Origin of the sequence: Vibrio sp. SNU_ST1, from assembly GCF_030563405.1 — a bacterium.
GTDB lineage: Bacteria > Pseudomonadota > Gammaproteobacteria > Enterobacterales > Vibrionaceae > Vibrio.
Genome location: NZ_CP130749.1, coordinates 615,876 through 640,783 on the forward strand (window position 1 = coordinate 615,876; position 24,908 = coordinate 640,783).

At 43.7% G+C, this 24,908-nt stretch carries 21 protein-coding genes; 11 read left to right on the forward strand and 10 right to left on the reverse strand.

The window, feature by feature from the left end; genetic code table 11:
• Positions 1-83: 83 nt before the first annotated feature.
• The 3 genes from Q5H80_RS17090 (at position 84) to Q5H80_RS17100 (ending at position 3,321) form a co-directional block, all read left to right on the forward strand.
• On the forward strand, positions 84-1,067 hold the full coding sequence (locus tag Q5H80_RS17090; RefSeq protein ID WP_304570598.1) for a GTP-binding protein: 984 nt from the start codon (positions 84-86) through the stop codon (positions 1,065-1,067).
• Between the two features lie 182 nt (positions 1,068-1,249).
• On the forward strand, positions 1,250-2,536 hold the full coding sequence (locus tag Q5H80_RS17095; protein WP_012600498.1) for a DEAD/DEAH box helicase: 1,287 nt from the start codon (positions 1,250-1,252) through the stop codon (positions 2,534-2,536).
• A gap of 164 nt (positions 2,537-2,700) precedes the next feature.
• On the forward strand, positions 2,701-3,321 hold the full coding sequence (locus tag Q5H80_RS17100) for a LysE family translocator (protein ID WP_304570599.1): 621 nt from the start codon (positions 2,701-2,703) through the stop codon (positions 3,319-3,321).
• A gap of 263 nt (positions 3,322-3,584) precedes the next feature.
• Here the strand turns inward: Q5H80_RS17100 and Q5H80_RS17105 are convergent, their stop codons facing one another.
• Positions 3,585-5,612 (reverse strand): PhoX family phosphatase, encoded by a 2,028-nt coding sequence (locus Q5H80_RS17105; RefSeq protein WP_304570600.1) that lies wholly within the window; start codon positions 5,610-5,612, stop codon positions 3,585-3,587.
• 252 nt (positions 5,613-5,864) lie between these two features.
• On the opposite strand from Q5H80_RS17105, the gene Q5H80_RS17110 reads away from it, so the two are divergent.
• On the forward strand, positions 5,865-6,206 hold the full coding sequence (locus Q5H80_RS17110) for a YggL family protein (protein ID WP_004731398.1): 342 nt from the start codon (positions 5,865-5,867) through the stop codon (positions 6,204-6,206).
• A gap of 267 nt (positions 6,207-6,473) precedes the next feature.
• On the opposite strand, the gene Q5H80_RS17115 is transcribed toward Q5H80_RS17110, so the two are convergent.
• Together Q5H80_RS17115 and Q5H80_RS17120 are read right to left on the reverse strand one after the other, a co-directional pair.
• Positions 6,474-6,947, reverse strand: a complete 474-nt coding sequence (locus Q5H80_RS17115; protein ID WP_304570601.1) for an exoribonuclease R — start codon at positions 6,945-6,947, stop codon at positions 6,474-6,476.
• 151 nt (positions 6,948-7,098) lie between these two features.
• A complete protein-coding gene (locus tag Q5H80_RS17120; protein ID WP_304570602.1) occupies positions 7,099-8,028 on the reverse strand; it encodes a DMT family transporter in 930 nt (309 codons plus the stop codon).
• A gap of 149 nt (positions 8,029-8,177) precedes the next feature.
• Here Q5H80_RS17120 and Q5H80_RS17125 point away from each other — a divergent pair, with 149 nt between their 5' ends.
• Complete coding sequence (locus Q5H80_RS17125; RefSeq protein WP_009845472.1) at positions 8,178-8,636, forward strand: Lrp/AsnC family transcriptional regulator; 459 nt, start codon at positions 8,178-8,180, stop codon at positions 8,634-8,636.
• Positions 8,637-8,871: 235 nt separating this feature from the next.
• Here the strand turns inward: Q5H80_RS17125 and Q5H80_RS17130 are convergent, their stop codons facing one another.
• Entirely contained in the window at positions 8,872-9,114 is a 243-nt protein-coding gene (locus tag Q5H80_RS17130; protein ID WP_017062621.1) for a hypothetical protein, read from the reverse strand.
• 269 nt (positions 9,115-9,383) lie between these two features.
• Positions 9,384-9,959, reverse strand: a complete 576-nt coding sequence (locus Q5H80_RS17135; RefSeq protein ID WP_304570603.1) for a hypothetical protein — start codon at positions 9,957-9,959, stop codon at positions 9,384-9,386.
• A gap of 96 nt (positions 9,960-10,055) precedes the next feature.
• Between Q5H80_RS17135 and Q5H80_RS17140 the strand changes: the two genes are divergently transcribed.
• The 6 genes from Q5H80_RS17140 to Q5H80_RS17165 all read left to right on the forward strand — a co-directional run bounded on the left by Q5H80_RS17140 (position 10,056) and on the right by Q5H80_RS17165 (position 16,868).
• Entirely contained in the window at positions 10,056-10,736 is a 681-nt protein-coding gene (locus tag Q5H80_RS17140; RefSeq protein ID WP_304570604.1) for an SH3 domain-containing protein, read from the forward strand.
• A gap of 567 nt (positions 10,737-11,303) precedes the next feature.
• Positions 11,304-12,044, forward strand: a complete 741-nt coding sequence (locus tag Q5H80_RS17145) for an SDR family oxidoreductase (protein ID WP_304570605.1) — start codon at positions 11,304-11,306, stop codon at positions 12,042-12,044.
• 26 nt (positions 12,045-12,070) lie between these two features.
• Positions 12,071-13,282, forward strand: coding sequence for an acetyl-CoA C-acetyltransferase (locus Q5H80_RS17150; protein WP_304570606.1), 1,212 nt, complete (start codon positions 12,071-12,073; stop codon positions 13,280-13,282).
• A gap of 131 nt (positions 13,283-13,413) precedes the next feature.
• A complete protein-coding gene (locus Q5H80_RS17155; protein ID WP_304570607.1) occupies positions 13,414-13,761 on the forward strand; it encodes a phasin family protein in 348 nt (115 codons plus the stop codon).
• Positions 13,762-13,835: 74 nt separating this feature from the next.
• On the forward strand, positions 13,836-15,647 hold the full coding sequence (gene phaC, locus Q5H80_RS17160; protein ID WP_304570608.1) for a class I poly(R)-hydroxyalkanoic acid synthase: 1,812 nt from the start codon (positions 13,836-13,838) through the stop codon (positions 15,645-15,647).
• A gap of 258 nt (positions 15,648-15,905) precedes the next feature.
• Positions 15,906-16,868 (forward strand): DUF2860 domain-containing protein, encoded by a 963-nt coding sequence (locus Q5H80_RS17165; RefSeq protein WP_304570609.1) that lies wholly within the window; start codon positions 15,906-15,908, stop codon positions 16,866-16,868.
• Positions 16,869-17,048: 180 nt separating this feature from the next.
• On the opposite strand, the gene Q5H80_RS17170 is transcribed toward Q5H80_RS17165, so the two are convergent.
• The 5 genes from Q5H80_RS17170 to Q5H80_RS17190 are packed head-to-tail and all read right to left on the reverse strand — an operon-like array spanning position 17,049 to position 24,610.
• On the reverse strand, positions 17,049-18,356 hold the full coding sequence (locus Q5H80_RS17170; RefSeq protein ID WP_304570610.1) for a HAMP domain-containing sensor histidine kinase: 1,308 nt from the start codon (positions 18,354-18,356) through the stop codon (positions 17,049-17,051).
• Between the two features lie 2 nt (positions 18,357-18,358).
• Positions 18,359-19,039, reverse strand: a complete 681-nt coding sequence (locus Q5H80_RS17175; RefSeq protein WP_304570611.1) for a response regulator transcription factor — start codon at positions 19,037-19,039, stop codon at positions 18,359-18,361.
• Positions 19,029-22,184, reverse strand: coding sequence for an efflux RND transporter permease subunit (locus Q5H80_RS17180; RefSeq protein WP_369809731.1), 3,156 nt, complete (start codon positions 22,182-22,184; stop codon positions 19,029-19,031). Before Q5H80_RS17180 ends, Q5H80_RS17175 begins: the two co-directional genes overlap by 11 nt.
• On the reverse strand, positions 22,174-23,400 hold the full coding sequence (locus Q5H80_RS17185; RefSeq protein ID WP_304570613.1) for an efflux RND transporter periplasmic adaptor subunit: 1,227 nt from the start codon (positions 23,398-23,400) through the stop codon (positions 22,174-22,176). The genes Q5H80_RS17180 and Q5H80_RS17185 overlap by 11 nt, the downstream gene beginning before the upstream one ends.
• A 1-nt stretch (position 23,401) precedes the next feature.
• The gene (locus Q5H80_RS17190) at positions 23,402-24,610 is read right to left on the reverse strand and encodes a TolC family protein (RefSeq protein ID WP_369809732.1); all 1,209 of its coding nucleotides are present in this window, start codon (positions 24,608-24,610) and stop codon (positions 23,402-23,404) included.
• Positions 24,611-24,908 lie beyond the last annotated feature (298 nt).

Below are 24,908 nucleotides of genomic sequence, written 5' to 3' on the forward strand. Positions count from 1 at the left end.
CTTAAATCATTCTCCGTATAAACAAGCGATTGGGGTCAATTTCTCCGTGATTGTGTATATACTCCTTAAAAAGGAGAACTGATATGACCAAAAAAGTTCCTACAAACATAATTACGGGTTTCTTGGGTGTTGGCAAAACGACAGCTATTTTGAACCTGCTGAAAAATAAACCTGAGAATGAAAACTGGGCTGTTCTGGTTAATGAGTTCGGGGAAATTGGCATCGATGGCGCATTGATGACAGATCAAGGTGCTTTGATTAAAGAAGTACCGGGTGGCTGCATGTGCTGTACCGCTGGTGTGCCTATGTCAGTGGGTATTAATGCTTTGCTGCGCCAGAAGCCGGACCGTTTATTGATTGAACCTACAGGGCTTGGTCACCCTAAACAAGTGATTGCGACACTGACTTCAGAGCAATACACACCTTACGTTGACCTAAAAGCGACGCTAGGTTTGGTTGACCCAAGAAATCTGTCGATTGAGAAATATACGTCTAATCAGAACTTCAATGATCAATTAGATAGTGCTGACGTGATTATCGGAACCAAAGTAGATTTGGTTCACTCTGAAGATATCGACGCATTCAATGATTGGGTGACGGATCAAACACCCGCAAAAGTATTCCATAAGCTGATTCACGATGGTGAGGTGCCATTGGAAGTGTTGGACATTGAAAGGGTTTACGGCAGTGCTTCCTCTCATCTTGAAGCACACCATCACGATCACGCTGAACAAGAGCCTCAATTCCAACTGCCTCCCGGTGAAGCGTTTATCCGTAAAGAGAATAAAGGGCAAGGCTACTTTAGTTGTGGCTGGTTGTTTGGCGCTGAACACAAATTTGATTTTGATGCGTTGTTCTCAATGCTGTCGGATCTGACGGCTGAACGTGTAAAAGCCGTAGTGAACACCGACCAAGGTTGCTACGCATTCAATGTGGCGAATCAAGTCGTGTCTGTGAACGAAATTACACTGGATGGCTTTGAGTCTCGACTGGAAGTGATCGACTCGCAGCTCATGCCGTGGAGCGATCTCGAGCAGATTCTACTCAAGCTGTGTGGCATCAAATAGCCCTGTTTTTGCTGTTTGAATCAAGGATCTTGGTGTTTACCTCGTTGAAGGCGGGGTAAACACCAGATTAAATGAGAAAGTTTGCGTTATATCACGATAAATGTGAGATAAATCACTCTAATTACTTTATAGTGCTCGGCTGAAATAAGAATGTAGGCTGTCTGCTTAAGGAACCCGTAACAATGTCATTTTCCTCTCAAGGTTTTGCTCCTGAATTAGTCAAAGCGTTGACTGAGTGTGGTTATGAAAAACTCACTCCAATTCAACAAAAAGCGATTCCAATGGCTCGTAAAGGCCATGATATTTTTGCTACTGCTCAAACCGGTACGGGTAAAACAGCGGCATTTTCATTGCCTGTTATCCAACACCTTTTGAACAGCGGTAAAAAGGCGTCTAGAGGAACGGCTCGCGGCCTTATTCTTGCTCCAACTCGTGAGCTTGCTGCGCAGATCGCTCAAAACATTAAAGACTACGTTAAATACACGGAACTAAGCGTTTCTGCGGTTTACGGTGGTAACAAGATGTCTTCACAAGTTCGTCAACTAGAGCTGGGTGTGGATATTTTGGTTGCAACACCTGGCCGTTTAGAAGAGCACTTAGAAGCGGGTAACGTGTCTATCGCAAACCTAGAATTTCTAGTATTTGATGAAGCTGACCGTATCCTTGATATGGGCTTTATCAATGCCGTTCGCAAGATCATGTTGGATGTAGAAACATCACCGCAAATCATGATGTTCTCAGCAACAACATCAACTCAGTTAAACCAACTGTCCGTTGATATTCTGCGTAAACCAAAACGTATCAGTGTTGAGCGTGAAAACTCAACGGCTGCAACTGTTGGTCACGTGGTGTACCCAGTGGATCAAGAGCGTAAAACAGAGCTACTTTCTGAGCTTATTGGCCGTAAAAACTGGCGTCAGGTTCTTGTGTTCGTGAACTACAAAGAAACAGCAAACGATGTAGTTAAAGAGCTCAAGCTTGACGGCATTAAAGCGGTACTTTGTCACGGTGATAAAGCGCAAAGCGCTCGTCGTCGCGCATTAGATGACTTCAAAGAAGGCAGAGCACGTGTGATGGTAGCAACCGACGTTGCGGCTCGTGGTCTTGATATCGAGGACTTACCGCACGTAATTAACTACGACATGCCTTTCCTTGCGGAAGATTACGTTCACCGTATTGGTCGTACAGGCCGTGCTGGTAAACAAGGTCACGCAATATCTTTCGTTAACCGCGAAGAAGAGCTGACTGTTGTTCAAGTTGAAAAACTGATTCAACAACGTATTCGCCGTGTTGAACAACCGGGTTATGAACCGAAGAAACGTGATGCTTACATCGAGAAGCTGAACACTAAATCGGCGTACAAAAACCGTCAGGGTCGTAAGAACAACGCGAACGAAGAACCACAAGATCAAGCAAGCGCTGAACGTCGTTTGACTATGATGAAGCGAATTAAAAACCGTCGTAAGTAATTACGGTTGGTGATTGAAAAGAGCCACTGTTATGTGGCTCTTTTTGTTTGTATTGTACGCAATATTGGTTATTGTCTTCATTATTTCGTTTCAACATCGCTTCATTTCAAGTCCGATCAAGAAGCAAAAGCCACTAAATAAAAATAAGCCAGTAAGGTAATAATATGGATAGCGCACTACTTTGGGCTTTTATTCCCACGTTTTTCTTTGTGTCAATCACGCCCGGAATGTGTATGACTTTGGCGTTGACACTTGGAATGAGTGTTGGATACAAACGTACATTATGGATGATGATCGGTGAACTGGCCGGTGTCGCTGTGGTTTCCATTGCCGCGGTATTGGGTATTGCATCTATTATGTTGAACTACCCATGGTTATTTGCGGGTTTCAAGTTTGTGGGTGCAGCTTACTTGTTCTATTTAGGTGTTCAGATGTGGCGTTCGAGAGGAAAATTAGCGATCAGCACTGATAACCAAACAACCAAAGTCAGCAATGATTGGGATTTGGTGGTTCAGGGCTTCGTAACGGCAATCGCAAATCCTAAAGGCTGGGCGTTCATGATTTCGTTATTGCCTCCTTTTATTAACAGTAATAAAGATTTAGCCCCGCAGTTGTTGATTTTAGTGTCTATTATTCTGGTTTCTGAGTTCGTGTGTATGACTCTCTACGCTACTGGCGGTAAGAGCTTAAAACATATGCTAGGTAAGGCAGACAATGTGAAGTTGATGAACCGTATTGCAGGTACATTAATGATGGGCGTAGGTGTGTGGTTGTTCGTGAGTTAACTGTGATTAACGGTATTGCGATCAACGATAACGGTTAGAGATCCCCGACTCAGTCGTTCCTCCTTCTCGAGGGTGACGCGTACTTGGTATGGCTTTTGGGAAAATGATGAGCTGAAGGCTCAGATTCTTACTTAAATCCAAGATTGAATAGAATATAAAAAGAGCGATAGGGCATTTAGCCTTATCGCTCTTTTTGATTTTACTTAGCTAGCGAACAGAAAGTAGATAACAGTAAGATTGCTGATCTTAGCTAGATTTGCGTATTAAACCGCGATTTCACCGCCGTCTTCACGGCGAATCACAACCGTAGATGCTCTTGGACGAACATTGCCTTGAGTTTGTGCCGTTGCATCTTCAGACGATGGCCAGTTAGCAGGGTGTTGAATGTTTACGAATAGCGATTTGAAATCTGGGCTGATGGTAAAGCCTGTTACTTCACAACCGTTTGGACCCACAAAGAAGCGTTTAAGCTGTGCTTGGTTGTTTGCATCAATCACTGCGCTGTTACCGTTGTCATCCGTTAACTGAGATGGAACCACTGCCAGCATTTGGTCATTGGTGTAGCCCGTTACTTCGTCTGCGCCGTTATCTGTCTGAATCCACAAAATGCCGCGAGCATCAAACGCTAAGCCGTCAGGGCTAGCGAATTGGTTCATGTCTGTTAGACCTGAGCGGTTAATTGACTTGTCTTCCACTGCTGGAGAACCGAAGACAAAGATATCCCAATCGAATTCACTTGCGGTTTTACCTTCATCCCAACGAATAACATGACCGAACTTGTTGTCGACGCGAGGGTTCGCAGAGTTCGCTTCTTTACGCTTGTTGTTATTAGTTAGCGTTAGGTAAGCCGTACCTGTCATTGGGTCAACAGAGCACCATTCAGGACGATCCATAGGGGTTGCGCCTACAAGGTCGGCTGCACCTGCTGTATTAACGATAAGTGCCGCTTGAGAATCAAATGAATCACCTAGCTTACCGCCTTTTGTAGTCTTGCTGCTCAGAGTCAGTGGTAGCCAAGTACCTGAACCGTCATCGTTGAACTTAGCCACATACAATGTGCCTTTGTCCATGTACTTATCACCCGCACTTAGACGGTTGCTCGGCTGTGCGTCACGTGAATCCCACTTTTCTTCGGAAACGAACTTGTACAGGTATTCAAAGCGAGAATCGTGACCAGAGTAGAATACGATTGGCTCGCCTTCGGTTAACTTACCGAACGTACAGCCTTCATGACGGAAACAACCCAGTGCAGAACGTTTCTTAGCGCGAGAGTTCGCTGTGTATGGGTCGATTTCAACAATGTAGCCGTGACCATGTGCTTCGTTACGGTAGTCATCCATTGCTGACTCACCTGTTGGTGTCACGTCAAAGCGCGTGAACTCGTCTAAGCGTTCTTGTTTGTTACCTGAAAGCGTATCCCAACCGTAACGTGTTTTATCGGTTGCGATACCAATACGTTCTTGTGCTGGCGTTGTCTCGCCTTTGTTCACGAAATAACCCGGCCAGTTCTCTTCACACGTTAGGTAAGTGCCCCATGGTGTGTAGCCATTACCACAGTTGTTCAGCGTGCCGCGAGCTTGGCTGCCGTCTTGTGAGAATTTGGTTTTGGTAAATTCACTGTGAGCAACAGGACCAGAGAGATCCATTACGGTCGCGCCCGTGTAGCGGCGGTTAAGTGGATCGTTATCCACCATTATCCATTGATTGCCTTCAAGTTTGATGCGCACCACACTCACGCCGTGCGCGTTGATCTCTTTACGTACTTCATCAATGTTAGGGCGAGCGCCTTCATTGTATGTAGGGCCATTAGCGTGCAGTGCTTTTTGGTCAATGTACTCGTGGTTGATCACCAACAAGCCGTCGTTACTGTTGCCATCAAGCGGGAAGAAGTGCATGCCATCGTGGTGCATTCCCAGTGCGTTAGCTTGGTCTTGTGCGTTGTTGGTTCCATCTTTTAACCAAGCCTTGCCTTGCTTGTTGAGTGGAGTACCCCAAGGAACCAATACTTGCGCTGTATAGCCTTTTGGTACAACGACACTGTCTGTCAAAGAGCCTTTGACCGATTCGAAGGCAAGTGTTGCGGTGCTTTTGTGCGCGCCCGTTGCTTGCATTGTCGTAGCGTTAGCCGTGCTGTGACCCGCTAAACCAAATGCGCCAAAGGCGGTCATTGCACTGATGCCAAGACCGCCTTTCAGAACGTTTCTTCTTGAAAGGTTCGCATCTAGAACTTCTTCGAAGGGCTTGTTGTTACTCTTGTTAAAACGAGTGCTATCAAATGTTTCCTTGCTCATCGGGACTGCTTCCTGTTGGCTGACTTTATTATTCGTTATTCACGTGTAACCAAGCTATTTCTAATGAGTTAATAGTTGGTTCAATGTGTGACCAATCGTGAAGCAGTTAAGTGACAGATTTTTATAGTTTTGATTAAGGTTTTGTTTCTGCAGCACGATTTTTCCCGTTAAGCCTCTCGTGTAATACAAAACTCTTGGGAATTAACGAGGAACTGTGTATAAATGCTTTATCAAACGAAAAGAGAGACAGTTATGAAATTAGATAAAATCGAAAACAAAAATCGTCGCCTACGCAAGAAATTATACCTAGGTGAATTCGCTATTTTAGGTTTTGAAGTAAGCTGCACGACTTCGATTGCTGATTTTGACCAGTACGATGTGTTTATTGACGAATTCATCGATTTTATCGATAGCATCGGTCTGTGCTTTGGTGGCGGTGGCCTTGAGCTGTTTGAAGGTTTCTTATGTTCTATTGAGCGCTACCGTTCAGTAACAGAAGCAGAACAACTGCAAGTAGCGCAGTGGCTTGAAGCTCGCGCAGAAGTAAGCAAAGTTGAAGTAAGCGAACTTGTTGACGCAAACTACGCATTCTAATTTGGTGGTGTATGGTTCGCTCAGCTGAAATCGATTGAGCTTTCGTGAGAGAACTTTGACACATCAAATAAAAGGCCCAGTCGGTATGTCGATTGGGCCTTTTGCGTTTGGTTAGCTCAACACCAGACCTCGGATTTCAGGTGTTGTAGTTTTCTTCGATTTAGAATCTGTACGACTTGTCCAAGGGGGAGCGAGCAACTTGTTGGAGTGTTTGAAGAAGAATTGGAAATATGCGCTTTTTCAATTCGTCCCGTGACTTAGTGCTCTTTACTTAGCGTCGTTTTCTTCGTTGCCTTTATTGCCTTCATTTACCTCAGCATAGAAGTGCAGCAACTCTGTTAATTCTTTTACCCAACCAAATGCTTCTGTCGGTGCTTTCAACAAAATCTTCTCGACCTTGTCACAGTGAGTTTTAAGGCTGATCGCTTGCTCAAGATTGAACGACATTGCATAGAAGTGCCAAAGCAATAGTCGAGTCATGCGCTCGATGTTTTGTTGTGAGTTATCCGAATCACTAAACGCAAGATTCACTTCACTCAGCGCGATTGCTGTCATTCGCAACATCGCATCAAATTTCGCTGACTGCATACGCTCTTCACTGACCACTTCTTCCTGCTCGAACGTAAACAGTTCCGTCATTGCATCTTCAGGAACAAGGCGATGAATCATTCTTAAACTAAATTCTTCTAGTTCTTCACGAGGCATGTTGTTTAAGCAAGTTAAAGTGTAATCGCGTTGCATGGTGTTCTCTTGGATGAGCAAAAAGGTCGGACAGTTTAATGGAGAAGCGACCTTAGAAAAAGCAGATTTTAGATAAGCCCACGTTTGTAGGCTTATCTGTGTACTACAACTCTTAAAATCACGGCTTAGGCTGGTAGGTTTGAACGCAGTATCAGGCTTTGCCATGGCTTGGCGGTTGATACTGCATAGATTGGTCGTTTCTCATGAAAATGTTGCTCGCGACCAAGCTGCCGATGCAAATTGAACCAAGCGCTAACCAAGTCATCGTATCCGGAATTTCATTGAACAGTGGGATCGCCAACAAGGTTGCAACAGCGGGTGTTGCACTGCCAAAAGCGGCTGAGCGTTCTGCTCCTAGTGTATTAACAGCATATAGATAAGTGAATGCTGCTATTAAGCCTGCACCTACGCCTTGCACCGCAGAATGCACGGCAAGCTCTGTAACTGGCCATTGAGCAATTGGTGTATCCATTAAATGGCTAGGGAGGGTTCCTGTAAAGATAAGAATCAGCAATAGCAAGGTGGAACAGAATGAAATGAAACCCGCACTGACAAGCGCATTAAGATTGGCAACTCGTGCTGAGATGGTAAAAGTCGCCCACATCAAGCTGCCAAACAAAAACAATAAGTGACCTTTGGTGTATTCAAAGTTGAAGTTGCTTAAGCTACTTCCCAGAAACAACAATATCCCAAGCAAAACCAGACCTAAACCAACGACACGGTGTCGGCTAAGCGGCTGCTTAAAAAAGAGTACCGCGATCCCTGTTACGAACAGAGGAAGTGTTCCCGGAACCAAAGCACTCCCATGTGATACAGGAACAAACTGCATGGCTGTTCCTGCAACGAGTAAATAAGGTAACCCGCACCCCACAAACATACCGGCCAAGTATCGATTCGGGACAGCAGCGATCGTGCTACGTGCTTTCCACACCAAAGGTAATAGCGCCAATGCTGGTATGAGGAATCGAGTCAGTGCGATGTCTGCAGGTGTTAAATCTGAATTTGCGCCGCCTTTAAGAGAAAGGAAAAAGCTCGCCCAGATGAGCAGAGTGACAGTAATAGATAAATAGCCAAGCTTCATAATAAACAAGGAAAGTGAATGATGATTAATTATGGGGTACTTGGTGTGCCTTAGGTTGGCAAATTTTGTTCTAACTTAAGTTGTTGTTGATGATTTCTGCTAATATCTTGTCAATTATTAACGAATTTAACCAATAATTGGTATTTGCTATGGATAGGATTGATAGACATCTTCTTGAGTTGCTTCAGAAAGACGGCAGGCTAACCACAGCTGAGTTAGCTGATGAAGTTGGCTTATCGGCTTCACCGTGCGCGAGGCGCATCAAAAGACTGGAAGAAAAAGGCATTATTGATGGTTATCGTGTGAGCCTGTCACGAGAACAGGTAGGCATCGCAATGAGTGTGTTTGTTGAGGTGAGCTTGAACAACCACCAAGAAGTGTCGATTGATAAATTTGAAAGTGCAGTTGTCGAGATGGAAGAGGTCATCAGCTGCCACGTTGTATCTGGGGCTTATGATTACTTGTTAGAAGTTGTCAGCCCTAACTTGATGGCATACGAAGCATTTACCAGAAAGCTGCAGCGACTCTCCAACGTAAAAGACATACATACCCATCTTGCGATTAGGCAAGTGAAAGGCAATGCGCCACTTCCGGTTTATACGGACTGACTGTTTATAGAGCTAACGGTTTATATGAACTAACTGTTTATACGAACTAACTGTTTATATCGACTAAGCCGTAGGTAGGTCACACGCTGCCTGATGAAATGAGCTGAAAAAGAAATGATTTTATGACTAATAGGAAGTATGGTCGCTATTAACGGCTATCTGACGAATGCGGATACGCAACAATAAAAAACGGAGCACCTCGTGAAAGGTACTCCGTATATGATAGGTGCAAAACTTAGTGATACTTAAAGTTAGAGATTGAACAATCCCCGGTTTGAGCGTTGATTCTGAATGAAAATGCATGTGAGTGATAATCCACACCGTCATTCCAAATTGTCTCTCCAAATATCTTACATAGCTCTAGCTCACTTACTGAACCGAACTCTTCCATGTGTTTAGCGACAGATAAAAGTTTACCTCTTATCTCTGCAGTCCATTCCGTGTTACTCAAGCAGTTGAAAGCCATAGTTTTTTGCATATTACCTAGCCAAAATATTTCTTGTTATTAAGTTATATGAATAATCATGATAACAATTTTCTGGCGTTTGTAAATCTATTTTGTGATGAATATCTCACATACTCACTTGCATTGGTCGGAAAATGAACATCATTGTTGATAGTTAGCACATTAGTTTTACAACTTATTGAAAAGGCGCTGATCAATTAGTTATCTGAATATTATGGGTAGGGTCAAACATACTTTTCGGAAAACTCCAGTCGAATAGGTGAGTAAACCTAGTAATCATTTCAGTTTTGTACATCGTTTATCGGTTGGTTTGTGTGGCGCGCTTCGTCTATCATCGTTGCTTCTTTTCGGTATTTTGAAGACAGCTGGCGGAATTTTTTACTGAGTGTATGAAGATCTTGCGAGAGCGATTGTGAGCTTTGTACGTGTACTTGTGCACTTTCTGTTTGACGCGGTAGTCTTGCTTTAGCGCAGTGTTTAGCTGTGGTTTGCCACGAATTCGTTAGAGACTCCGCCCCATCTAGTTCTGTAGACACAATGTACGCCTGTTTTAATAGAACCTCAGATACATCATAAGCGGTATTCATATGACTATTGAGCTGCACATTAAATCTTTGTTCGTACTTTGCCCAAAGCGCAATGATCTGCTTTTCGTTGAAATGTTTAGATAGCAACGTTTGTGATTCATAGGTCAAGAGAACTTGGTTAAATTCTTCAGTGTATTGATTATAGCGTCCTTCAAGTGAGAGCTGGCGATCTAACAGTGTTTGCCAGTTTTCACGGTCACAATGGTCTGCAAACGCGATATCGGCACTCAGAGGTACACTTATAATGACAACCTTCACTAAAAAATTCATGATTTACCTCTACTTAACTCGCTCTCTATTAAGAGTATAGATGAGCAGCAACATGAGTTGATGTACACTTGAAACATACCTAAAACGGAAGAGCTGGTGGATTTGATGAAAAAAGCGCTGATCGCTTTACTTGTGTTATTAATATTGGGCGGAGGAGGGGCTGCATACTACTTCTTCGTCATGAAAAAAGACTCTACTCCACCAGAGAAAAAAGAAGCGCCGGCTATTGAAGTCGCGCCGCAATCTGAATCTGACCTTGCATCCCTCACTACTCCTCAGCCTGAGCCAGAACAGACTGAGTTCTACGTTTTGGATAGAAAACTTAAAGTAGTCGAGCAGCCCGAAATTGATGGTTTGATAACCGACTATCTTTATAAGGGTGAAAAGGTCGAACTACTAGAGAAGCAAGGCGAATGGGCTCGTATCTCTGACTATATTGTTTTAAAGGAAGGTGGTCCACAGACGGCGGAATGGATTTCAATGTCTGGGCTATCTAATGATGAAGTGATTATCTCTGAGCAAGAAAACAGAGAGATATTAGATTCATACTTGGCTAAATCCGATGATCTGAAGGTCCATCAAGAGAAATTCCGCAACACGGTAGCTAAGCTTATCTCTGACGGGGAGTGCGACCCAAGTGATTTTGAAGAGTTAGGCGGTTGGGTTAAATCAGTTAAATACAGCAACCGAGACGTTTATTTTATTTATTGTGGTGGGTTGTCTCTTGAAAATAAAATTTATCTTGATGTAGAGACTAATGAAACATTCACGAAGTAGGAACCGATTACTATTTAATATGGGTATTCGTTACTGACTTTTAATTACTCTATTTTTCCAAGACATTAACTAAAGCCTACTCATAGATTGAGTGGGCTTTTTTATGCTACCTATAATACTGGCTTTTTCTATTTGCCCTGAAATTCATATTGAAGATTATATATAACCATCATTAAATATTTATTAATGGGTAATAAGATCTTTCCTATTATTATCATGATCAATCATTTCAAATTCCTACATTGCATTCTTCTTGAAACAAGCTAAGAGATATGGATTTATCTCGTATTAACAAAGACTTATCTACTTGATGATAAAGTTAAAATTAAATAAACCTTATTAATATCAGCACCTTGCATCGGTTTACATGTGTGTAACATTTCACGGGTTTTGGTAGGTAAGTCACGTTTTTAATCATAAGACAAAAATATTTTCTATTTGTAATAATACTTTTTGTATTTGAGTTGTAGGGTTTAATGAAAGAAAACGAAAATCTTAATTATCAACTAAGACATTATGTTATTAACATCGTTGTTATTTAATTGCTTGTAAGGGACGGAACCATTAATGAAAAAACTTGCTTTAATTACAGGGTCAAAAGGCGGTATCGGCTCAGCTATCTCCTCTAAGTTAGTTGCCGATGGATATCGTGTGATCGCGACTTATTTTACTGGAAATTATCAATGCGCATTGGAGTGGTTTAAGGAAAAACAATTTACTGAAGATCAAGTGAGGTTGTTTGAATTAGATGTCACCAACACAGCAGAGTGTGCGCTGAGCTTAAGCAAGTTGTTGGAAGAAGAAGGCACGGTAGACGTCTTGGTTAACAATGCAGGTATTACACGTGACAGTGTTTTTAAAAAGATGGATGCCGAAGCATGGAAAGACGTGATTGAAACTAACCTCAATAGCCTTTTCAATGTCACTCAACCACTGTTTGCACCTATGTGTGAAAAGGGTAACTGCCGAGTCATTAATATCTCGTCAGTCAATGGCCTTAAAGGCCAGTTCGGACAAACCAACTACTCTGCAGCCAAAGCCGGAATGATTGGTTTTTCAAAAGCGCTAGCTGCTGAAGGCGCTAGAAGTGGCGTGACAGTAAACGTTGTGGCCCCTGGTTACACAGGCACGCCTATGGTTGAGCAAATGAAGCCTGAAATTCTTGATTCAATTAAGAACCAAATCCCAATGAAACGTTTAGCGACGCCTGTTGAAATTGCAGACGCAGTGGGCTTTTTAGCGAGTGAGTCTGGTGCGTACATTACAGGTGAGACATTGTCTGTGAATGGCGGCTTGTACATGCACTAGTTAGCGAAACAGAAGGGATTTAAGTAATGGAAAAAGTATTTATTGTAGCGGCAAAGCGTACACCGATTGGCGCATTCACAGGCTCGCTAAAAAATGTATCAGCAGGTGAATTGGCTGGGGTTGCGATCAAAGGGGCGCTTGAGTCTGCAGATCTTTCGTTAGATGCGATTGATGAAGTGATCGTCGGCAATGTGATTTCGGCAGGTCAAGGTATGGGGGTTGCTCGTCAGGCTTCAATTTATGCAGGGTTGCCAGAGCAAACCCCGGCATATGGCGTGAACATGATTTGCGGTAGCGGCATGAAATCAGTGATGGATGCCGCGGCACACATCAAAGCACAAGATGCTGAAGTCGTTATTGCTGCTGGCGTTGAAGTGATGTCTCAAATCCCTTTTGTGGTACCAGCGAGTGTTCGTAATGGTCACAAAATGGGTGACATCTCAATGAGAGACTTACTGGTTAGTGATGGCTTAACGGATGCGTTTAATCACTACCACATGGGTATGACGGCTGAAAACATCGCCAACGCGTTAAATATTTCGCGTCTCGCACAAGATAACTACGCGTTAGAAAGCCAACAGAAAGCCGTAGCCGCAATCGAAGCGGGCAAGTTCCAAGGTCAAATCGTCCCTGTAGAAGTTAAGCAGCGCAGACAAACCGTCACTTTTGATACCGATGAGTATCCTAAGTCTGATGCGACGTTTGATGCTTTGCAAAAACTTCGTCCGGCATTCGATCGAGAAGGAACTGTTACGGCAGGTAACGCTTCGGGCATCAATGATGGTGCGAGTGCAATTATCTTAGCGTCTGAGTCGGCGGTAGCGAAATATGGCCTGACACCTTTAGTGGAACTGACCAGTTACGCACAGTCAGGTTTGGACCCAAAGATCATGGGGTTAGGACCTGTAGAAGCGGTTTCTAAAGCGCTTGATAAAGCGAATCTCACTCTCGAAGAAATAGATTTGTTTGAATTGAATGAAGCGTTTGCAGCACAAGCTCTTGGCGTAATGTACCAATTGTCAGAGCAGCATGATTTACCGCTTGATGCGTTCAAGCCAAAGGTCAATGTGAATGGTGGTGCAATCGCGCTTGGTCACCCTCTAGGTGCGTCAGGCAATCGAATCATTGTTTCACTCATCCATGAAATGCTTGAACAGAAAACGACTTATGGCGTTGCCTCACTCTGTGTGGGTGGAGGAATGGGAACCGCTGTTTTGCTAAAAGGTATTGAAGGTTAGACCCTAAGGTATCGGTAGCAAGCTTAAAACATCGGATCAGCTTTTCAAAGCATCACGAGCTTATAGATGAACGTTGGCTGGAACGATGGTTATACAAATTTACTAAACTATGTATTCATCAGGAGTTACTTATGTACACGGATATTTTCAAAACAATTACAGACCAAACAGAAAAGCAATTTGAACCGTACTTAAAGTTCAACAAGTTGGTTGCAAAGAACATTCAAACAATGACAGAACTGCAAATGAATGCGATGCAGACTTATACGGATATGGGGCTTACTCAAATGAAGGCAGTAAGCGAAATCAAAGATGTAAACAGCCTGACAGCTTTCAATAGCCAGCAACTAGCGGCGTTAACTCAACTTTCTCAGCAAATGATGAGTGACAGTTCAAAACTGCAAGCGGCTGCAAAAGAATTCAAAGACGATGTTGAAACACTGACAACTGAAAACTTGAAAACAGTTACACCTGCATAAATTTAATCGCCACCGAGTGGGTGCAGTTCTACTGTGACATTCGGTGGCGATTTTCCGATTATTGGAGTCATGTTATGTTTCAACACTTCTTTTCGGACTACCTTGTTAAACTTCAACAAACAAACCAGCAATGGTGGGATAACTTTGAACAAAACAAGGAAGCCGCACAATCTCCCCTAAATCAAGCTATGCAAGAATTGAATTTTGATGATGCGTCAAAAATCTTCGAGCAAGCCGCTAACCAACCAGCCGTCCTGCTTCAGCTGCAATCTCAGTGGTGGGAACAGCAGTTAAAGATCTGGCAAAACGCCGCGCTGATGGGCAACACCGAAAGTGTCATCGCTGAAGATCGCAGTGATAAGCGCTTTATTGATGATGCCTGGAAAAACGACCCGTTCTACAGTTTTATCAAGCAATCCTATTTGTTATTCAGTAAAAGCTACATAGACACCATCAACTCGATCGAAGGTATTGACGAAAAAACCAAAGAGCGCGTGGCGTTCTTTTCACGTCAGGCTATTAATGCGCTGTCGCCAAGCAACTTTATTGCGACTAACCCAGAGTTGATGAAACTGACGCTTGAGCGAAATGGTGAAAACCTGCTTGATGGGTTAGAGCAGTTACAAGCAGACGTTGAAGCGAGTGCTGATATACTCAAGATCCGCATGACCAACAAAAACGCTTTTCGATTAGGTGTTGATGTTGCTAACACGGAAGGTGATGTTGTTTTTCAAAACGAGTTGTTTGAACTGATTCAATATTATCCCAAGACATCGCAGGTCAATGCGACGCCTTTGCTGATCGTCCCGCCATTCATCAACAAGTACTACATTCTTGACCTTCGTGAGAAGAACTCAATGGTGCGCTGGTTACTTGAGCAAGGACATAGCGTATTCATGATGTCTTGGCGCAACCCAGGTGAAGCGCAGAAGGACACTGAGTTTGGTGACTATGTCACGGAAGGCGTGGTTAAAGCCGTTGCTGCGATTGAAGACATCACAGGTAAAGAGCAAATCAACGCGGCGGGTTACTGTATTGGCGGTACGGTGTTGGCTTCAACGGTGGCTTACTACGCTGCGAAGCGCATGAAAAAGCGCATCAAAACAGCGACCTTTTTTACCACCTTGTTGGATTTCTCGCAGCCGGGTGAGGTGGGCGCGTACATCAATGAGACAATCATCAATGCTATTGAGAAGCAGAACGATGGCAAGGGCTATATGGATGGTCGTTCGTTGAGCGTGACGTTCAGTTTGCTTCGAGAGAACAGCTTATACTGGAACTACTATATTGATAACTACCTCAAAGGCAGTAGCCCGATGGAGTTTGATCTTCTGTACTGGAACAGTGATAGCACTAACGTCGCGGCTAAATGCCATAACTTCTTGCTGCGAGAGCTTTATCTTGAAAACAAACTGATTCAAGACAAAGGCGTGAAAGTGGGCGGCGTATGGATTGATTTGAATAAAATTAAGATACCAAGCTACTTCATCTCGACCAAAGAAGACCATATCGCGTTGTGGCAGGGGACTTACCGTGGTGCATTGAACACTGGTGGCAACAAGACGTTTGTTCTGGGCGAGTCTGGTCATATCGCGGGCATTGTTAACCATCCAGAGAAAAAGAAATACGGCTACTGGTTGAACGACAACTTAGACGACTCTGCTGACGAATGGCTAAACAACGCAAGTCACAACGAAGGCTCATGGTGGACACACTGGGATCAATGGTTACAAGGCTTTGAAGCTGACGAGAAAGTCGAACCTTTCAATCAAGGTTCCGAGCTTCACCCTGTGATTGGCAAGGCACCGGGTAACTATGTAAAACAGGTACTTCCTATCGTCGATAAAGAAGTCGTTGATGTACAGGCTCCGAAAAACGACGCTTAGCTTGTTTAACGTGAGTGGTTGATACCTATTTCTGCTAGGGTATCAGCCACTTATATCAGAGGTGCACTGATCAAACGCATCAATACCCAAACGCCCAATACCACTTGGGGTGTATCAATACAAATCGGCACAAAAAACGGCTCTACTTGTGCTGTTGCATATACTACCGGTATGTTCCCGCAATGAAGCATCTCTATTCACCCTAAATTTACCTTCGAGTTGGCAAACTATTCGCTACTTTCATAAGGAGAAGTAGCGATGAATTACCGCATGTTAATGACTCTAGGGGTTTTGTTTAGTGCAAATGTATTGGCTGAACTTGATGAACCAGGCTGGGGAGGCGAAGTTGGAGTATTGGTCGGCTTTGGTAGTGAAACCGATGACTCAGAGGCTGTAAAAAAAGGCAGTTTGAACAGCAAGAGAGAATCGGACTCGAGTGCGCTTGTTGTACCATTAGGACAGTTGCGCTACACATTTGGTTCAGATAACGACCAACAGGTCTTTATGGGGACCTCGCGTGGCGATATCATTGAAGGTGTTTTTGCTTTTGAATTTGGCTACGCACTGGAATATGGCAACGAATCGGTTGTATCGTTCTCTTACCTTCCAACAATCGCAAATGGTGAAGTATGGGAAGATCCGTTCATAGCCAATACTGCGAGGACTAAAACCGATATCTCTGGTGATACCTTTCGTGTACAACTCGACAACTTGTTAGACATTGGTTTATCGGGTGATTTCGCTGTATACAAGCAAGACATTAAAAATGACAAATCGGGCGTTCACCTAGGAGTGCCAACAGGTGTACTCCAACGTGACGCTAAAGGCTATTATGCAAGCCTATCTATGGAGATGCCTGTTAGTGAGAGCTCTTTTATCGAACCATCGTTGTCTTATCAAAAACACCTTGCAGACGGTGAAGCAGTTTCTTTCTCTCATTACTCTGGCTCGTTGACCTACATAATGATGGTGGATGATCATGCATTCTCGGTCAATGCAGATTACAGTCACCGCTCATACGATGCATCTAATCCAGTATTCAAGAAAACACGTGAAGACAATGGATATAGCGCAACGCTTGGCTATGAATATATGGACGTTATGGGTTGGGAAGACTGGGGATTCAACGCGTTAGCGGGTTATTCTAGTAACAATTCCAATATCGCATTCTACGATACCAGCGGATATTTAATGAGTGTTGGTGTTAGCTATCACTTTTAAGTAATTGACGACTTAATCACGATGAGTTGAGGGCTAGCATATTTGTTAGCCCTTTTTACTGTTTACTTTTTCGGATAGAGGCTGCGACTGAATATGAGTGATGAAGCTTAAATTCAGTCAATGGCGACCAAAACGCCCGGTCGGATTGCCCCGAGGCTTTGTCATTCAACTTAAACGAAGTTAAGCATTGGTATTTGATTTTTCTTCGACCGGTAAATGAAGCTGAGCCAACAAGCCTCCCTCTATTTCCTCTGCTTCAAGGTGCCATCCTAGCTTCTTACATATTTTCTCGGTTAAATCCTGCCCAAGGCCAAAGCTATCTTGAAATGGCAGATCAAGTTTCTGTGTGTTGATGTTCTTGATTACTATGCTGTTTTTTTCGAAATAGATATGGATCGTACCGCTATGTGTATATTGGAAAGCGTTACGAATGAGGTTACCAACGACAATTTTGATTGGAGTCTCTGGAAGTTCCACTGTGGGGGCATGAAGGTAATTGCGGATGATGTCGATCTCTTCACCTTGAATTAAATACTCCAACTCTTCTATCAAATTATCTAATAAAGCGACTACCGAAACTAAGCTCTGATTCGGTGGAGTTTCACTCTTTCGGACTAGCCAGAGCATGGTTTCGGTAATTTGCTGCATGTTGCTGCTCGCGCGGTCGATACGATTGATCGGGCGCTGTAAATCTGAGGGCAGGGAGATGCGCTCTAAGATCTCCATATTTGCTCGTATGATTGCAATAGGCGTTCTCAATTCGTGACTAGCATGAGATAGAAAACGTTGTTCTCTTTCTACCAAATGCGCATTCTTACTTAGTGCCTTTTCGAGATAAAGCGCAACTCGATTGTATTCACTGAATTTAAAGTTGGGAGCGGGGTTCGCCAATAGGTCGTTGGACGCGCTTTCTGACCATTTGACGAGTTGTTCGGTTTTTTTTCCTACTCGATAACTGTAGAGCCAAAGCGCTAATACAATAAAAAATATATAGCCAAGAGCAATGTAGATAATCAGGTTGAAGCGATGATCGAACCACACGTCTAATGTGTCGCCAATCAGGCGGTAGTCGTACCGAGCGACTCCGAATACCAGTCGTCCGTCTTCGAGAGCAAAACGGTAGACACCAAAGACAGCCTCTTTCTTGATGTCATTGGTAACCGTTTCATCAACGAAGACGACAGTGAACTCATCATTAACCAATGTCACATCCTGAAGTACGTCTTTACCATCGACCTTTATGTTAGGCAATTGGTCATAATAAAATGACACTACGTAAGATTTAGGTAGTTTGGCCTCGGGATTTATAAGGCGTACTTCGTTAAAGCTCAACCATTCACTGGCGAGTCGCATTTTTACTGAATCTTCTATTCCATATTCAAAGTGACGGATTAAAAGTTCTCCGAATAGCAAGGCTGTCAGAAGTGACAAGCCCAAGAAAAAGGTAGTAAGGTGCCCCCGTATTGGGAAGCTCTTTTTAATGCTCATGGTTACCCTTTGATCCTCAGACCTTGGCCAACGACGGTTTCAATTAACTTAGATTCAAAAGGCTTATCGATTTTTTGTCTCAGTTGATAAACCTGCACTTTTATGTTGTTACTTTCTGGTGCGTCATGTGGCCATAAACACTCCTCTATCTCTCTACGAGTAACCACTTGTGGACTTCGGCGCATGAGGAGCTCCAAAAGCATTAGGTTGAGTCGATTTAAGTCCAAGACTTGCTCTGATCTTGATACTTGATGGCTTTCTAGGTCATAGACTAAGTCACCTTGTACTAACCTTTTATGTTGGCTACTTCTTCGCTTAGAGAGCGCCTTGATGCGTAAGGCGAGTTCTTTCATTGCAAATGGCTTGATTAAGTAGTCATCGGTGCCAGCATTGAAGCCGGCTTCTTTGTCTTGCAGCGTATCTTTTGCCGTCAGCATCAAAATAGGCGTATCGTCACCGTTGTCTCGAAGTCTTTCACAGACAGTAAAACCATCTATTTTGGGTAACATTAGGTCAAGGAGAATAACGTCGTAGTAGTTTTGTTTTGCGAGTGTAAAACCACTTAACCCATTGTAAGCATGATCGCATTTGATGTTTTCAAACTCGAGAAACTCTGCAACTGAAGCGGCGAGCTCCTTGTCATCTTCAACTAATAACACGTTGATAGATAAGTTAGATTTCATTTTTCTTAACCCCAGTAAAAGAAACGGATTGTTGGGTAATCATGTTGTGATACAGCTGCTTGATATCTTGTTGAACCATTAGTAATACGGGTACCAAAAGAAGTGTTATTACCGTTGCGAATAAGATGCCATACCCCATTGACGTAGCTGCTGGTATTAAAAACTGAGCTTGAGGAGAGGTCTCAGACAGTAAGGGTACTAAGCCAAAATACGTGGTTGCAGAAGTCAGCACAATAGCCCTTAAGCGTCCAGTTCCTGATTCAATTAACGCGTCGTATACGGTATCACCGCTCATTATCTTGGTATTAAAGCGTGAGATAAGTAACAGGCTATCATTCACGACGACCCCGGTTAATGCAAGCATTCCAAACAGAGAAAGTATACTTATGGGTATCCCTTGGATTAAGTGTCCCATCAAGGCGCCCACAATACCAAATGGAATAGTGCACATGATCAGCAGTGGCTGGAAATATGAGTTGAGCGGTATTGCAAGCAATGCGTAGATGCCGATAAGAGCGATAGCAAACACGCTATACAGTGAATTTGATATTTGTTCCTGCTCTTGTTGCTGTCCAGAAAGGACAATGTTCAGGTCACGATACTTATTCTGCAACTCTTTAAACAGGTCGCTATCTAGCTTATCAATGATCTCTTCTGGAGAGGCGATCGTTTTATCAACATCAGCTGTTATCACATTGACTCTGTTACGATTCATTCGTTCAATGTTTTTGGACACATATCGAGTCGATATATTGGCTACCGCATTGAGTGGTACTAACTTACCATTGCTCAAGCGAATTTGTGCGTATTTGAGATTATCCAGTGTTTGTCTTTTTGCCCGTGGATACTGAATTTTGACCTTTATTTCATGCGAACCTTCTTGAAATTGTTGCACTTCATAACCTTGATAGGCCATGTTGAGTTGTTGTAAGAGATTCGATGTGGTGAGCCCCATCGTTAACCCCATTTCGTTAACTTTAATATCAACTTGGGCTTGTGTATTCGCGAGGCTACTTTTTATGCCATGCACACCTTGTACATTATTGAGATGATCTGTCAGTTCACGAGTTGCGTTGCGGATCGTTGCTTCATTTTGACTTCTTAATTCTACGCTTATTGCTTTATCGCTGATCATATCGGCTAAGAAATTGGCGCTGTCTATGCCTTCAAGTGTTGGGACCATGGATTGCCATTCTTTAGCGATAGCACCAGCGCTGATTGGGCGTTGAGTGTTGCTCGAAAGGCCAACAATGATTTGCGAACTGTTATTGGTGGTTTCTACCAATACACTTTGGATTGGCGGTACAGGCAGCGCATATTGGCGCACTAATGAATCATTCAATGATGCCGCCATTTGTTCAACTTTAAGTGTTTCACGTTGTACTAACCCGTAACCAGCGTCATCTTCAAAGGCGAGATCTATAGTGATGAAGTTATTAGAAATCTCTGGGAAAAATACCGACTTAAGTTTGCCTGTTATTAGCGAACCGCCAACTAGAATACACAGAGAAAAAAAGCCACAAATTACAGCATAACGATAGCGTATAGCCAGTTGTAAACAGGGTTTGTAGAGATGCCAAGTGATGTATTTGAAACCTCGTAGAACACGCTGTTGAATATAGTGCCATACGGCAGGAATACCACGCGCTGAGGTCGGTTCCATTCGAACTCGAGCAAGGTGAGCAGGGAGAATTAATTTGGACTCGATGAGTGAGAAAATCAGACAGAAAGTTGCAGCCATGGCAAATTGCGCAAAGATCTTACCTAGTTCCCCTTCGATAAAGCTGAGAGACATAAAAGCGACGATGGTCGTTAATACGCCAAATGTGGTTGGTGTCGCTACTTTTTGTGCACCAGTGATGGTCGATTCAATGGAGGCGCCGCGCTTCTCTCTTTGCTCGTAAATGCTTTCACCAATGACGACTGCGTCATCGACGACAATGCCGAGTGCCATGATGAAGCCAAAGGTGGTTAATTCATTAAGGGTGAGTCCAAAGAAAGAATCCCCCATAAGTACCATAGCACCGGCGAACGTAACTGGTAGGCCAACGGCAACCCAGAAAGCCACACGTATGTTTAAGAGCAGAGCCAGTAAAATAACAACGAGAGCGATACCTTGAGCACTGTTCTTAAGTAGCAAAGATAAACGGTTTTTAATCGGCTCACTTTGATCATTCCATTGGGTCAGGTGGATACCGTTCGGCAGTGTCAATTGGTAAGCATCAACGATGGATTTGGTCTCTTGGGCTAGCTGGTTGATGTTTGATTGACCATACATTTTCACCGTTAAGCCTACTGATGGATGGCCGTTATAACGAGTAATGATGCCGTCGTCGTCAAATCCTAATTCAATATGTGCAACATCCGACAAGAGTATGGTTTGCCCTGTTGCTGTGCGTTTAATTGGCAGCGAAGCGAACTCTTTCGTACTTCGATGTTGTTGGTCCGCTTTAAGAACTAACGTCCCTTGAGAACCTTTGAGTTGGCCGGCCGTTTGGGTTAATGATTCTGCTCTAATTTGGCTGACGATTTGCTCCATCGTGAGACTGAAAGCTTGCAATTTGGCCTCGTCAATTTCAATCGAGACCTGCTGAGATTTTCGGCCAATGTAATCAACCTTTTGTATTAAAGGAGAGTCTAGGAGCTTGTTTCGTAACTCGTCTAAATAACGCTGTAATGCACCGATAGGCACGTCACCAAACAGGTTAATTGAAACAACCTCTTCAAGGTCGGCTTGACGCGTGATCACTGGTTTTTTTGCTTCACTAGGTAAATCGCCAATAGCATCAACCACACTTTTTACATCTTGTTGCAGTTTGTCGAGTGAATAGCCACTCGACTTAGTAATGGTTACGGTTGCGCCGTCACTATTCGAACTGCTGTGTATCTGTTTGATGCCTTCTACACCTAACAATGAATCTTCTATTTTTATCGCAATGCTTTCTTCAGCCGAGCGGGCGGAGCCACTTTGATATTCGACGCTTACCGTAATATTGGTTGGGGGGAGTGAGGGGAAGCTTTCTACCCGTGATTGGATAACCGAAAAACCACCCGCGACTATGATCAAAACCATTAAAAGATTTGCGGCAACAGGGTTGTGAACAAACCATGCGATAACACCATGAGTTTTAAGGTTATTGTCCATCATTCACCTCTTTAAGTGGTTTGTCCCCAGTGGCAGGATCCGGGAGGATCCGATTTGATGCGAGTTTGTCCGTATCGTCTGCCTGAGGGCTATCCGAAAGTGCTAATACTTGCATTCCCTCCACGTAGCTAGACAGCGGCTTTACAACCAAAGTGATGTGTTGATTTAGGTTGCCCTGTTCAAAACCAATCGCATCGATATCTTGAAACAGTGATTGAGTCTTGTGACGGTGAAGTTGACCTTCTTTGACGTACCAAATATTCCCGTCCGCAGTAATGGAGGAAGATGAAACTACAAAACTATTTGAGTAGCTCTTACCTTGAATGACAACTTTAATAAAGCTCCCGATCAGCAAAGGCTCTGGCTGTTGAAGAGGGGAGTCTATTTTTAATATGAGGTTACGCATACGTGTTGATTGTTCCACCAGCAGTGAAAGGTGACTCGCCCGTGCTGCCCATTGTTGCCCTGAGTCTGAATCTGATGCTGACTGTATTGTCACCGACAGTGCACTCAAATCGGAGGGGAGCTGTTGCCAGTCGCGTTCCGTGAGCTGAAGATGTACTTCAGCAGTTTCTATGGATTTGATCTGTCCCAACGAGGTTCCGGATGCAACAACACTGCCTGTGGTGACGTTGCTTTGGCTGACAATGGCATCAAAAGGAGCATGGATGTTCGTGTTGCTTAGTTTTTGCTTAGTATCTTCAACCGCTTGTTGTGCGGCGTTTAATCGTGCCTTTGCTGCTTTAAACTGAGGTTCTCGCAAAGCGAGGGGACTCGGTGCCTCTTTTATACCTGAAGTTTTCCACTCTTTTTGAGCACGTTGATGTTTGCGTTGTTCTTGGAAAAATGAAAGTTGTGCGTTAGCTAGCTCCTTTTCTGCGTTAGCCAATAGTACTTGGTAACTGGAATCGTCAATGCGAAATAGCAGGTCACCTTTAGATATTTGTTCACCTAGTCTGAAATTTTTCGCTTTCGAAAGAATCACTCCTGAAACCTGGCTCGTGAGCGTTAAAGTCTCTTCTGGAATTACCTGCCCGTAACCTTCAATGGTAGAGCGATGTTGCCCGGAAGCAATGTCGACTGTTGTGACTTTGATATATTGGCGAGGCTGAGCTTCCAGCGCTAACGTTGTTTCTTCGGGGATTGACTTTACGATGTACATCGCAGTGGCAACAATACTGAGTAAGCCCAAAGCCGTAACAAGTACCTGTTTCATTTTAAACCCCCATTCCTAATGCTAACCCTAAGGTAATTCTGTTTGAGAGCCGAGTACGCTGAGTGTTAAGCAACTGGATTTTAGATTGGTAAATAGATTGTTGGGCGATAAGCAGTGCCAAAACGTCACTGGCTCCTTCCTGGTAAAGGTTTTGATAGTTTTTCATACTAGCCTTGGAGAATGTAAAAGCATCTCGATAATGCTGTTCTTGTTGTCTGAGGTAGAACTCTTTGTCTAGTGCATTTCCTACCTCATTGATGGCAACCAATAGTTTCTTTTGGTAATCAACAAAGCTCTCTTCTGCTTGAAGCTGAGCTATTTTTGCTTGGGTTTGTAGTGATGATTGGTCAAGAAGAGGTGCGCTGATCCCCCCAACGAGATTCCACAGGGAAGGATTGTCGATAAGCTGGTTTGGTGTTGAGCCGCTACGATAAACAGAGGCAGACAGCGTGAATTTAGGCAGCAGATCTTTGTAAGCAACTGCCGCGCTTTTGTCGGCGGCTAGCACTTGCTGATAAGCGGCAAGGAGGTCAGGACGTGATCCAATCATTTCTCCGGGAAGACGTAATGGCGGAGCTTCAACTTCTGGGATCGTGAAAATCGTTTGGTTGAGCTGGGTGTCGCTCTTACCTCGTAAGGTATTAAGGCCTCTGATTGCGATAAGTTGATCTTGTTCTTTAGCGGCTAAACTCGCTCTTACTCTGGATGTTGCAGCACGGGCGGTGTCGAGGTCTGCTTGTTCTTTAAATCCATCGAGCACTTGTTCTAGTACAATACTTTCAGTGTCTGAAAGGCTTTGTAGCCAGCGTTGCTCGACCCCTATCACTCTTGCTCTGTAAGCAACATCAAGCCACGTCTCTATTACGCGAGCCGCGAGAGAGTTTTGTGCGTAAACATAGTCAAGTTGCGTTGCCTGTTGTTTCGCGTTAGCTGCGCTTGCTGTGTCAGCTAAGCGTCCCCAAACATCAAACTCCCAACTTAAATTCAAAGACAGTTTGTGACTGTTCTGAATCTGACTTGTTTTTTGCCTAGAGGCTTGAAAGTCTGTATTTAAAGAAGGTTGAAGGTATTGATCACTTTGCGCCGCTAATAGTTCAGCTTGCTTCAAGCGAAGTGCAGTTTTATGTAGATCGTGGTTATTGGTGAGGGCTTCTTGAACCAGATCGGCGAGAGTTTGATTGTTGAACAGCGAGAGCAATTGTGTCGACATCGTCGTGTTGACGTATCGTTGAGAGCTTTCCCATTGCTCGGGAATCTGGGTTGTATTGTTCAAACTGGTTTGTGGCGTTGGTGATAGAGAAGCGCAACCCGTGAGATAGGTCAGACTACCCAGTAGTAATAACGCGGATAGGGGGCGGTGTGTGTTCATGCTGTCTTACTCTAAGGTATTTATCTTTAGATATACCTAACAGCGAGTAAATTGGAGGTGAAATGAGTGTTTGGTTATTGATTAAAATTGGATATGGATATGGATATGGGCTGATAAAGGATTTACGAAAGAACTTCTG

Bases quoted from the DNA above. Each gene is read 5' to 3' on its own strand.
- Q5H80_RS17090 (WP_304570598.1), top strand. From the start codon at position 84: ATGACCAAAAAAGTTCCTACAAACATAATTACGGGTTTCTTGGGTGTT.
- Q5H80_RS17095 (WP_012600498.1), top strand. From the start codon at position 1,250: ATGTCATTTTCCTCTCAAGGTTTTGCTCCTGAATTAGTCAAAGCGTTG.
- Q5H80_RS17100 (WP_304570599.1), top strand. From the start codon at position 2,701: ATGGATAGCGCACTACTTTGGGCTTTTATTCCCACGTTTTTCTTTGTG.
- Q5H80_RS17105 (WP_304570600.1), bottom strand. From the start codon at position 5,612: ATGAGCAAGGAAACATTTGATAGCACTCGTTTTAACAAGAGTAACAAC.
- Q5H80_RS17110 (WP_004731398.1), top strand. From the start codon at position 5,865: ATGAAATTAGATAAAATCGAAAACAAAAATCGTCGCCTACGCAAGAAA.
- Q5H80_RS17115 (WP_304570601.1), bottom strand. From the start codon at position 6,947: ATGCAACGCGATTACACTTTAACTTGCTTAAACAACATGCCTCGTGAA.
- Q5H80_RS17120 (WP_304570602.1), bottom strand. From the start codon at position 8,028: ATGAAGCTTGGCTATTTATCTATTACTGTCACTCTGCTCATCTGGGCG.
- Q5H80_RS17125 (WP_009845472.1), top strand. From the start codon at position 8,178: ATGGATAGGATTGATAGACATCTTCTTGAGTTGCTTCAGAAAGACGGC.
- Q5H80_RS17130 (WP_017062621.1), bottom strand. From the start codon at position 9,114: ATGCAAAAAACTATGGCTTTCAACTGCTTGAGTAACACGGAATGGACT.
- Q5H80_RS17135 (WP_304570603.1), bottom strand. From the start codon at position 9,959: ATGAATTTTTTAGTGAAGGTTGTCATTATAAGTGTACCTCTGAGTGCC.
- Q5H80_RS17145 (WP_304570605.1), top strand. From the start codon at position 11,304: ATGAAAAAACTTGCTTTAATTACAGGGTCAAAAGGCGGTATCGGCTCA.
- Q5H80_RS17150 (WP_304570606.1), top strand. From the start codon at position 12,071: ATGGAAAAAGTATTTATTGTAGCGGCAAAGCGTACACCGATTGGCGCA.
- Q5H80_RS17155 (WP_304570607.1), top strand. From the start codon at position 13,414: ATGTACACGGATATTTTCAAAACAATTACAGACCAAACAGAAAAGCAA.
- phaC (WP_304570608.1), top strand. From the start codon at position 13,836: ATGTTTCAACACTTCTTTTCGGACTACCTTGTTAAACTTCAACAAACA.
- Q5H80_RS17165 (WP_304570609.1), top strand. From the start codon at position 15,906: ATGAATTACCGCATGTTAATGACTCTAGGGGTTTTGTTTAGTGCAAAT.
- Q5H80_RS17170 (WP_304570610.1), bottom strand. From the start codon at position 18,356: ATGAGCATTAAAAAGAGCTTCCCAATACGGGGGCACCTTACTACCTTT.
- Q5H80_RS17175 (WP_304570611.1), bottom strand. From the start codon at position 19,039: ATGAAATCTAACTTATCTATCAACGTGTTATTAGTTGAAGATGACAAG.
- Q5H80_RS17180 (WP_369809731.1), bottom strand. From the start codon at position 22,184: ATGGACAATAACCTTAAAACTCATGGTGTTATCGCATGGTTTGTTCAC.
- Q5H80_RS17185 (WP_304570613.1), bottom strand. From the start codon at position 23,400: ATGAAACAGGTACTTGTTACGGCTTTGGGCTTACTCAGTATTGTTGCC.
- Q5H80_RS17190 (WP_369809732.1), bottom strand. From the start codon at position 24,610: ATGTCGACACAATTGCTCTCGCTGTTCAACAATCAAACTCTCGCCGAT.